At 65.9% G+C, this 8032-nt stretch carries 7 protein-coding genes; 1 reads left to right on the top strand and 6 read right to left on the bottom strand.

The features are described from left to right. Positions 1 to 407 (top strand): helix-turn-helix transcriptional regulator (locus ELR45_RS37345; RefSeq protein ID WP_205856311.1); only part of this gene is annotated, 407 nt, incomplete at its 5' end. 48 nt (positions 408 to 455) lie between these two features. On the opposite strand, the gene ELR45_RS09940 is transcribed toward ELR45_RS37345, so the two are convergent. Genes ELR45_RS09940 through ELR45_RS09920 form a run of 6 tightly spaced genes read right to left on the bottom strand, consistent with a single transcriptional unit; the run spans position 456 to position 7834 of the window. Then, positions 456 to 1181, bottom strand: a complete 726-nt coding sequence (locus ELR45_RS09940; RefSeq protein ID WP_129665549.1) for a class I SAM-dependent methyltransferase — start codon at positions 1179 to 1181, stop codon at positions 456 to 458. Positions 1182 to 1185: 4 nt separating this feature from the next. After that, a complete protein-coding gene (locus ELR45_RS09935; RefSeq protein WP_129665547.1) occupies positions 1186 to 3507 on the bottom strand; it encodes an ABC transporter ATP-binding protein in 2322 nt (773 codons plus the stop codon). 12 nt (positions 3508 to 3519) lie between these two features. After that, positions 3520 to 4728: an ABC transporter permease gene (locus ELR45_RS09930; protein WP_129665545.1), complete on the bottom strand. Its 1209-nt coding sequence runs from the start codon at positions 4726 to 4728 to the stop codon at positions 3520 to 3522. Continuing rightward, positions 4725 to 5726, bottom strand: a complete 1002-nt coding sequence (locus tag ELR45_RS09925; protein ID WP_129665543.1) for an ABC transporter permease — start codon at positions 5724 to 5726, stop codon at positions 4725 to 4727. The genes ELR45_RS09930 and ELR45_RS09925 overlap by 4 nt, the downstream gene beginning before the upstream one ends. Next, complete coding sequence (locus ELR45_RS42050; RefSeq protein WP_276320662.1) at positions 5727 to 5858, bottom strand: hypothetical protein; 132 nt, start codon at positions 5856 to 5858, stop codon at positions 5727 to 5729. After that, a complete protein-coding gene (locus tag ELR45_RS09920) occupies positions 5855 to 7834 on the bottom strand; it encodes an ABC transporter substrate-binding protein (RefSeq protein ID WP_129665541.1) in 1980 nt (659 codons plus the stop codon). Before ELR45_RS09920 ends, ELR45_RS42050 begins: the two co-directional genes overlap by 4 nt. Positions 7835 to 8032 lie beyond the last annotated feature (198 nt).

Here is an 8032-nt window from a genome sequence, read left to right as displayed (position 1 = left end):
GATCGGCGCTCGTCGAGCTGTCGCGCCTGCAGCAGCTGCTGGCCGCGGCACGCGTCGAGAGTGAGGCGCCGTCGGCGTCGTCGTGGTTCCATGAGGCGTGCCTGCTCCTGGCCCGCGAACCGGGACTGAGCCTGGAGGGTGTCGCGGACGCTGTCGCGATGCCGTACGACCGGTTTCGCAAGCGGTTCACCGCGATCGCCGGAGAGTCGCCTGGCCGTTGGCGGACGCGGCGGCGTATGGACGAGGCCGCCCGACTGCTCCAGCACGGCGGTTGGACCATCCGTGAGATCTCACATCAGCTCGGATTCTCCGACGAGTTCGCCTTCTCCCGGCGGTTCAAAGAGGTGTTCGGGATCCCGCCGTCGACCTTCCGCTCCCGCCTCCCCAAGGTCCGTCTGCCTCGCTGACGGCACTCAGATGTCACCGTGACGTTCGCTGGTCTGCCGCTGCGTCCCTCAGTTCCGTTCAGCTGAGACGAGCATGAAGTTGGGCATGTGAGCATAGGCTTCGATTCCCTGCGGGCCGGTCGCGGCAACCTCTGGATCTAGACCAGGTTCGGCGATCTCTCGGAGCCGGCAACCCAACCCGACCAGCTCGTTGAGATATGTAGAGAGCGTCCTATGGAAGTCCACGCCGTGCAGGCCATCGATCTCATACTCAGCTAGGTACTCGCGCGTGCGGTACTCGCCGTGTTCACGCCACGACGGCCAGAGCTGTTCAAAGCACGGGTGGTTGACACTGAACACGAAGGTGCCACCTGGCGCCAGCGCCTCTACGCAGGCGCGCATCGCGCTCCGCCAATCCGGTATCGCGGGCAGCACCATGCTCGCCACAACCGCGTCGAACGGTCCTTCCAAGTCAGGAAGGTCGCACAGATCGGCGCTGACGTATCGGATTCCCTGCGGCCGCTCTGTTTCCTTCTCCATAGCGAACTCGTACAGCGCCTGACCGGGCTCCACGCCGACCACGCGGGCGCCGCGCTCCGCCAGAATTCGGCTTAGGTAACCATTTCCGCAGCCGGCATCCAGGACCCGTAGCCCGCGGACATCACCGAGCATGCGCAGAAGGACCGGGTTTACCAGGTGCCGCTTGGCGAGGTCTCCATCGTGCTTTGTCTGTTCAAGCGCGGCACGGGGCATGGCTCCCCATCGCCGGATCGCTGCCTCGTTGGTCCATGTCATGACGTCATTCTCCGTGTACGTGGTCCGGGGACGCACTGGTCACGCCTCGGAGGCCGAGCTCCTCGGCGAAGTGACACGCGACGGTGGTGCCGTCACCGACATCGCGGAGTGACGGCTGTTCCTCGGCACACACGGGGCGGGCGTACGGGCACCGCGGGTGGAAGTAGCAGCCGCTGGGCGGGTCGGACGGGTCGGCGACGTCGCCGGACAGCACGATCCGCTCACGCCGGTCCCGTTGGCCGGGATTCGGCTTCGGCACCGCGGACAGGAGCGCTTCGGTGTAGGGATGCCGAGGGCGCGCGTACAACGTGGCGGTGTCGGCCACCTCCACGATCTTGCCTACGTACATGACCGCAACCCGGTCGCACAGATACTCGACGACGGACAGATCATGCGAGATGAACAGGTACGTCAGCTGGTGCTCCGACTGCAGGTCCTGGAGCAGGTTGAGGATCTGCGCCCGGACCGACACGTCGAGGGCGGAGACCGCCTCGTCGGCGACGACGAGCCGCGGGTCGAGGCTCAGCGCGCGGGCGATCCCGACCCGCTGGCGCTCCCCGCCGGAGAACGCGTGCGGGTACCGGCTCATGTACTCGGGCCGCAAGCCGACGTCGCGCAGCAGCTCGCCCACCCGGTCCTCGAGCTCGCTACCGGCCGCGAGTCCGTGCGCTCGTAGCGGCTCGCCGATGATGTCCCGCAAGGTCATCCTTGGGTTCAGCGACGACTGCGGGTCCTGGAAGATCATCCGGGTCTGGCGCCGGTACGGCTTCAGCTGTGACCCTTCCAGCTGAGCGACGTCGACAGCGTCGGAGCCGTTGCCCCGGTACAGAACCCGTCCGCCGGTCGGGTCGTGTGAGCGCACGATGCAGCGGCCTGTCGACGTCTTCCCGCAGCCCGACTCTCCGACGAGCCCCAGTGTCTCGCCCTCGGAGATGGAGAAGCTCACGCCGTCGACGGCGCGCACGTGGCCGGTCGTCCGGCGCAGGAAGCCTTGGCGGATCGGGAAGTGCAGCTGGAGGTCCTCAACATCGAGCAGGACCGTCCGTTCCGTGCCCTGCGTCATGCCGTCCGAGCTCGCCGCCGGGCGGACGGTGTCTCCGTCCCCGGCGACGACCCGTGGTGTCTCGAGCGGCACCGCTTCGTCTCCCCCGCCACCTGGTGCGTCGCGGTCGGCCGGCGGGTGGCTCACCGTCGTGTCATGCAGCAGGCAGCGCACCTCACGGCGCTCGCCCAACTCGATAGACGGCGGCGTGACCTGGTCACAGATGCCGGGCATCATGTCGTCACAGCGGTTGTGGAAGGGGCACCCGTTGGGCCTGTTGTACGGGTCCGGGACCATTCCGCGGATGGTGTCCAGTCTTAGCCGGGCCGCGGCGGGTGGCTCCGCCGGTTCCGCGCCGGTGGCAGCGAGCATCCGTGTCTGGGTGCCGACACCGACCTTCGGGATCGACCGCAGCAGCGCTTTGGTGTACGGGTGCTGCGGATCGTGGAAGACCGATGCGACGTCGCCACGCTCGACGGCCGTGCCCAGATACATCACCGCGACGTCGTCGGCCATCTCCGCGACGACGCCGAGGTCGTGCGTGATGAACATGATCGCCATGCCGTAGTCGGCCTGCAGCTCGCGCATCAGCTCGAGGATCTGGGCCTGTGTGGTGACGTCGAGCGCCGTCGTCGGCTCGTCGGCGATGAGCAGCGCAGGATTGCAGACGAGCGACATCGCGATCATGGCACGCTGTCGCAGACCGCCACTGAGCTGAAACGGGTGGGAGTCGAACCGCTGCTCCGGCCGTGGCACTCCGACGCGCCGCAGTACCTCGATCGCCCGGTCCTTCGCCTCCCGCTTGGACACGTTCTCGTGCAGGTGGACGGCCTCGACGATCTGGTTGCCGATCGTGTGCACAGGGCTGAGTGACGTCATCGGCTCCTGGAAGATCATGGCGATGTCGCGGCCACGGATGGCACGCATCGCGGCGCCTTTCGGGTTCAGTTTGGCCAGGTCGATGATCTGTTCCTGGCCTTGCCGTGCCCGATCAGGCTGGCCGTCCGGGGTTCGAGGCGTCTGACGGAACACCAGCTCGCCTCCGACGACTCGGCCTGGTCGCTCCACGATCTGCAGGATCGACCGGGCCGTGACGCTCTTGCCGCAGCCGCTCTCCCCGACGACGCACAGTGTCTTGCCCCTGCGGATCTCGAAGCTTGCGCCGTCGACCGCTTTCACCAGCCCCTGATCGAGGGGGAAGTGGGTGCGCAAGTTTCGTACCGAGAGCAAGGAGTCGTCGGCGAGCTCTGGTGTCGCCGGCGTCTGGACGGTCTCTGTCGCCATCTGCGGTACCAATCATCGGTTGTAGGGGTCGGCAGCGTCGCGTAAGCCGTCGCCCATGAAGTTCAGCGCCAGCACGGTGCTGATCACAGCGAACCCGGGCACGATCAACACCCACGGTGTATGTGCGATGGAGGGGATATTCTGCGCCTCCCGTAGCAGGACGCCCCAGCTCACGGTCGGCTCCTGCAGACCGAGGCCGAGGAAGCTCAGTGCCGTCTCGGCCAGGATCATCGCGGGAATCGCCAGCGTGACGGCGGCGATGATGTGGCTGGTGAACGACGGCATCATGTGCCGGAAGATGATCCGTCGCTTGCTCACCCCGTCGAGCACGGCGGCCGTGACGAAGTCTTCCTCCCGCAGTGAGAAGAACCGGCCACGTACCACCCGGGCGAGCGTGGTCCAGCCGATGATCGAGAGGATCACCGTGATGCCGAAGTAGATCTGCACCTGTGACCATGATCGAGGCAGGGCGGCCGTCAGGGCCATCCACAGCGGGATCTCGGGGATCGAGCGGACGAACTCGATGACTCGTTGCACCGCCGAGTCGATCCAGCCGCCGAAGTAACCGGAGATGCCACCGAGGACGACGCCGAGCACCAGCGCCAGAACCACCCCCACGAGCCCGATCGACATCGAGATCCGGGTGCCGTAGATCACCCGGCTCAGAATGTCGCGCCCCATCCGGTCCGCTCCGAGGACATACATCGGCGCCTCTGGATCCTTCGGGCCGAACAGGTGGATGTCCGTCGTGATCAGGCCGAACAGCTTGTACTCCGGCCCACTGACGAAGAAGCCGATCGGGTAGATCTGGTCCTCGTCTGTGACGTAGGTGCGCCGCCACGTCTCCTCGTCCTCCTCATAGTGGTAGCCCTTGACGTGCGGATTGAACCGGGTGCCGTCGTCGGTCTCCTCGAAGAGGTGGACGCGTTGCGGGGGAGCGTGCTGGTACGCGCCGTTGTGGTCGGAGGGGTGGAACGGCGCGAAGAACTCGGCGAAGATCACCACCAGATACACCAGCATGAGGAAGATCGCGCCGGCCATCGCCAGCTTGTGCTTGCGGAACCGCCACCACATCAGCCGCCATTGCGAGGCGGTGTAGACAGTGGAGCCGTTCCGCTTGCGTCCCGAGCCGGAGCCGGCGGCTTCCGGCGCGGTCTCGGCCGGTTGGTCTGGCCGCTCTGGCTCCGGCTCCGCTACGGGGGTCGATTCGACGTGCGTCATCGGCTTCCCGCCTTTTCGTACTGGATCCGTGGGTCCAACCAGGCCAGCAGGATGTCGGACAACAGCGTGCCGATGAGCGTGAGGACGCCCAGCATCAGGATGAAGCTGCCGGCCAGGTACATGTCCTGGCTTTCCAACGACCGAAGCAGCAATGGTCCGGTGGTCGGCAGGTTGAGCACGACAGACACGATGATCTCGCCGGAGACTAGGGTCGGGAGCGTCCAGCCGACCGTGCTGATGAACGGGTTCAGGGCCAGCCGCACGGGATACTTCGCGATCAGCCTCCACTCCTTCATGCCCTTCGCCCGGGCCGTCGTCGTGTACGGGCGGTGCAACTCGTCGAGGAGGTTGGCACGCATCACCCGGATGGTGCTGGCCGCGCCCGCGGTCGCGATGACGACCACGGGGATCCACATGTGCTGGAACAGATCCAGAACCCGCGAGACGCTCCACGGCGCGCTCTCGTACTCGGGCGAGAACAGGCCGCCCACGCTCTGCCCGAAGTATCGGAAGGACACCCACATCAGCACCAGAGCCAGCAGGAAGTTGGGGGTGGCCAGGCCGATGAAGCCGACGAACGTCCAGAAGTAGTCGCCGACGGAGTACTGCCGGACAGCCGTGTAGGTCCCGATCAGGAACGCCACGAACCAGGTGAACAGGGTGGAGACGATGGCCAGCAGCATGGTCAGGGTCAGCCGGTCCCAGATCAGGCTGGAGACCGGCCGGTTCCATTCGAACGACTGTCCGAAGTCCCCGCAGCAGACGATGTTCGAGACCCAGCGCCAGTACTGGACGTGGAACGGCTGGTCGAGGCCGTAGCGCTGTTCGAGTCCCTCGAGTGTCTCCCGGGCGACGTCGGCGTCTTGGGCGCTCATGCCGGCCGCGTACGTACTCAGGAAGTCGCCCGGCGGCAGCTGGATGATGAAGAACGACGCCAGCGAGATCAGGAACAGCGTCGGGATCATCATCAGCAGCCGACGGGCGATGTATTTGAGCATCTACACGTCTTTCAGCTCGGGGATCGGGGCACGGTCCGTCGCACGGACGTCCGCGGAGCCGCCGGCACCGACCACATCCGCGGTGTGCGGGATGGCCGCTGCCGGCAGGCTTTCAGGTATCGGCGCGCTCACTCTCGGATGAAGTACTGGACGGTGTTCGTCGGCCCGGGAGTCGGCCAAGAGGTGGAGTTGTACATCTGGTCCGGCACGTTGTGCATCCGGTTGGTCACCACGCCGATGCCCTCGGGCGGCGTGCTGATGCCGATCGAGTAGAACTCGTCCTTCAGGATGCCTAGCAGCTCCCGCATCAGTTCGACCTGCTCGTCGGGGTCGACGGTGGCCTTGATCTGGTCGTACAGCTCCATCTGACGGCGCGGCCCCTCGGGCGGCTCCTCCGCGTTCGGGTCGTCGGGGTTCATATACCAGTCGCCCCAGGCCGATCCGAAATCCGCGGCGGCCGTCGACGGGAAGTACCAGTGGGTCTGCATGAACGGCACCAGCCCGCCGCTCCCGGTCCAGACGGTTGCCTCGTGCTCGCCGTTCTCGCGGACCAGTTCGGTGTGCAGCGAACGGTTCATACCATTCAGCTCGACCCCGATGCCGACCTCTTCCCAGTAGCCCTGGACCAGTTCGAGCGCGTCGGCCCAGGAATCGGTGACGTCGCTGGCGTAGTCGATGGTGATCGAGATGGGTTCGCCGTCCGGGCCGATGCGGCGCCCGCTCTCGTCCGCCTCGTAGCCGGCGTCGTCCAGGTACTGGTTGGCGAGGTCGACGTCGTACTCGGTGTACTGGGTGGCCAGCTCCTCGTCGTAGAAGAGCTCCGTCGACGGCGACATCTGGTAGGGCTCCCCCTGACCGAAGTGGACGAGCTCGATGATCTCCTCGCGGTCGATGGCGTGCGAGAGTCCGATGCGGAAGTCCTTGTTCCGGAAGATCTCCCGCTTGGTCTCGTCCGGTGTGGTCTGGTTGAGATGGATGGCCATGGTGTTCATGTGGTCCGGGTTGGTGGTGATCGTCCGGTAGCCGCCCTGTTCCGCGTTGTCCATGATCAGCGCCCGATCGGCAGGGCCGCCGACGACGTGCTGGAACTCCAGCTCACCGTTCATGGCGTCGAGCTTGATCAGCTCCTGGTCCTCGACCAGCTGGACGATGTGCTCGTCGATGTAGGGCAGCTGGTTGCCCTCGGGATCGACCTTCCAGTAGTAGGGGTTGCGCTCGAACGTGACGCGGGTGTTGTCGCCGAGCGGCTCGACGACCTGCCACGCGTAGATCACCGGCAGGTCCGGGTTGCGCATCGGATCGGCGCGGTCCTGGAAGAGGTCGATCCAGCTTCCCAGGCCAGACTCCTGCACCAGTTCGTCGAGGTTCTCCTCGTTGTAGTCGGGATGGAACTGTTCGAGGTAGTGCCTTGGGAGCGCGGTCAGGTCCTGGGTGGCCCACTCGGCGATGCCCTGGAGGAACAGCCCGTGCGGCTGGTCGAAGCGGAACGTCACTGTGTAGTCGTCGACCGCCTCCACCTCGGGCGGTCCGCCGCTCTCCAGGTGCCGGGGGTCGGAGACGGCGGCCCCTCGCAGCTCTTCGTTGAAGTAGAAGTCTTCGACCGCGAAGACGATGTCGTCGGCGGTGAACGGCTCGCCGTCCGACCAACTGATGCCTTCGCGTAGATGGAAGGTGAACTCGGTGCCCTCGTCGTTCACGTCGACGCCGGTGGCGATGTTCTCGGTGGTCTCGGTGCCACCCTCCCACTCCGGCGTCCAGTTGTAGAGCCGCTCGTATCCGATGTGCCGTCGCTCGGTCGCCTCCAGCTCGGTGACGTCGGACACCTCTCGTCGCCAGCTGCCCCCGTACACACCGATCTCGTCCAGCACGTCGACGACGAGCGGTTCGTCGGGAATGCGTTCCTCGAGCGGAGGCAGCTCGCCGGCGTCGACCATCTCGGCCAGCTGTGGCGCCTCGTGCTGTCCTTCGGCGATGGCGTTGTCGGGGTCTTCGTCCGGTAGCCCGGAGCTGTCGGTAGAGCCGGGGGAGCACGCTGCGGCGAGCAGCGCGATGCCCGAGGTCAGTGCCACGGCGCTGAGGCGGCGGCGGGTGAGGTGTGTGGTCGTCATGGTCATGCTCCTTGCCTGATCCATGGAGAAGGTCGAGTAACCGGACGACGTTGTCGTCATCGTGCTGTCGATCATGCGAGCTGTCAATCGTTTGGTGATAATTTCACGCAAAACCGCTCATGCAGTGATCAGAGAGTGGTCGAACGACGACCGCTGCGTTAAACCTCGATGAACCACGGATGGTGCCCAGGCGGACGA

It is taken from the genome of Phytoactinopolyspora endophytica (assembly GCF_004138495.1).
GTDB classification, from domain to species: Bacteria; Actinomycetota; Actinomycetes; order Jiangellales; family Jiangellaceae; genus Phytoactinopolyspora; species Phytoactinopolyspora endophytica.
The sequence above is the reverse complement of the archived record's forward strand: the minus strand, read 5'-3'. Positions and strand labels throughout refer to the sequence as shown.

Coding starts and splice junctions, on each gene's coding strand:
- ELR45_RS09940 (WP_129665549.1), bottom strand. CDS start 1,181: ATGACATGGACCAACGAGGCAGCGATCCGGCGATGGGGAGCCATGCCC.
- ELR45_RS09935 (WP_129665547.1), bottom strand. CDS start 3,507: ATGGCGACAGAGACCGTCCAGACGCCGGCGACACCAGAGCTCGCCGAC.
- ELR45_RS09930 (WP_129665545.1), bottom strand. CDS start 4,728: ATGACGCACGTCGAATCGACCCCCGTAGCGGAGCCGGAGCCAGAGCGG.
- ELR45_RS09925 (WP_129665543.1), bottom strand. CDS start 5,726: ATGCTCAAATACATCGCCCGTCGGCTGCTGATGATGATCCCGACGCTG.
- ELR45_RS09920 (WP_129665541.1), bottom strand. CDS start 7,834: ATGACGACCACACACCTCACCCGCCGCCGCCTCAGCGCCGTGGCACTG.